This is a genomic window from Candidatus Magnetobacterium casense (assembly GCF_019173545.1).
Lineage (GTDB): Bacteria > Nitrospirota > Thermodesulfovibrionia > Thermodesulfovibrionales > Magnetobacteriaceae > Magnetobacterium > Magnetobacterium cryptolimnobacter.
In genome coordinates this window covers 1-1,740 of sequence record NZ_JABXWD010000575.1, presented here as the reverse complement: position 1 = coordinate 1,740, position 1,740 = coordinate 1, and the positions used below count along the sequence as shown (strand labels likewise).

1 protein-coding gene is annotated in these 1,740 nt (G+C 49.3%); it reads left to right on the top strand.

What is annotated here, in order from left to right; all coding sequences use genetic code 11:
• Positions 1–1,737, top strand: a 1,737-nt coding sequence (locus HWQ67_RS17710) for a hybrid sensor histidine kinase/response regulator (protein WP_218254020.1), incomplete at its 5' end; no start/stop codon positions are given.
• Between the last annotated feature and the right edge of the window lie 3 nt (positions 1,738–1,740).

Sequence of the window (1,740 nt, the reverse complement as noted above, 5' to 3'; positions counted from 1 at the left end):
ATGAATTCCACAAATGCCTTACTTGGGTTGATTAACGACATCCTCGATGTCAGCAAGCTGGAAAGCGGCAAGATGACCCTGGAGCCAAGGTCGTTTAACCTCGGAGACTTGCTCCGTAGCGTGCATCGGATGTTTGATGTTGATGTCCGCAAGAAGGGGATTGATTTTATCTATAACATTGCCCCAAGTCTTGCCGGCAGCAATTTCATCTGTGACCCCTTGCGTCTGATGCAGATACTGATAAACCTTACGGGTAACGCCGTCAAGTTCACCGAAAGAGGCAGCATACGTATGGAGGTCTACCCACACACGGAAGCAGACCTCGTTTGCTTTGACGTCATCGATACGGGGATCGGCATAGCCACTGACAGGCTGGAGGGTATCTTCGATGCCTTCACCCAGGCAGACAGCTCAACAACACGACGCTTTGGCGGCACGGGGCTTGGCACGACAATATCCAGGCAACTGATTGAGATGATGGGTGGTAACATTTGGGTGGAAAGCCAACAGGGCAAGGGGAGCACCTTTCACTTTAACGCTAGCATGAAAAGGACTGATGAGGCTGCACAGTACCTCTTTCAGAACGTGGATGTCACCAACAGCAGTGCGTCTAAGAAAAAACTACGCAGGGTCTTTCGGATACTGGCAGCAGACGACCTGGACGAAAATATTGAACTGTTAAAAACCCGTCTGCAACATGCGGGACATACCGTACTGGCGGCCGGCAACGGCATTGAAGCTATCGAGCGGTTTAAGAACGACCACGTTGACCTCATCCTTATGGACATACAGATGCCCCACATGGATGGTGTAAAGGCTACAAGACATATTCGTGCCCTGGAAGCTGCATCCTCTGCCACATCCAACAACGGACATATTCCCATTATTGCCTTAACGGCAAGTGTGACCCATGAGGAGACCGAGGGCTACATACAAAAAGGGTTTGATGCCGTTGTTGGCAAACCTGTGAACTTTGAACAGCTTTTTGATACGATGGAGAACATAGTCCCCGATGGTGTCGGACGGCAGATGCCGGTTGGTAAGCCGGACGTGGAAAAGACGCCTCTGCCCGATAATTTGCCACCGCTTGAGGGTATAGACGTGGAAAAAGGTATTGGCAGGTGGATGGAGCCAAGGGCTTACATAAGGGCCTTGACGGGATTTTCGAATAAGTACGGTGATGCAGCCCGGACAATAGCCTCCCTGCTTGATGATAACGATATAGAGACTGCCTCTAAACTCGTACATTCCATCAAGAGTTTATCGGGAAATCTGGAAATGCTACAGGTCTATGAGATTACACGGGAGATGGAGAGCAGTATTTATGAAATGCCCCTTGACCGTACCAGGGCGCTGCTGAAACAACTTGGGGTTGCATTAAGTACGGTTGTTGGCTCCATTGGCAAGCTTGAGACAGAGAAACTATTTGCAGAGCAGGCAGTAACAATCTGGGACATAGAGAAGATAAAAGAGATACTTGTACGGCTGATGCAGTTGCTTGAGGTATCTTCCCCTGACGGGGTTGAACTTATGGTGATGGAGTTGGAGCAGCATATCAACACAGAGCAGGTAGCATCAATAAGGAGATGTGTTGAAGAGTTAGATTTCGACGAGGCAAGTCGTCAAACGATGAGTTTTGCAATGACATTGGGGATAGACATGGAAAATGTGTATAGTCAGCCCACTGAAAACGAAACAACAAGCTGTCAGGATGCCGTACTTGTGGGTGGGGCATGAGCG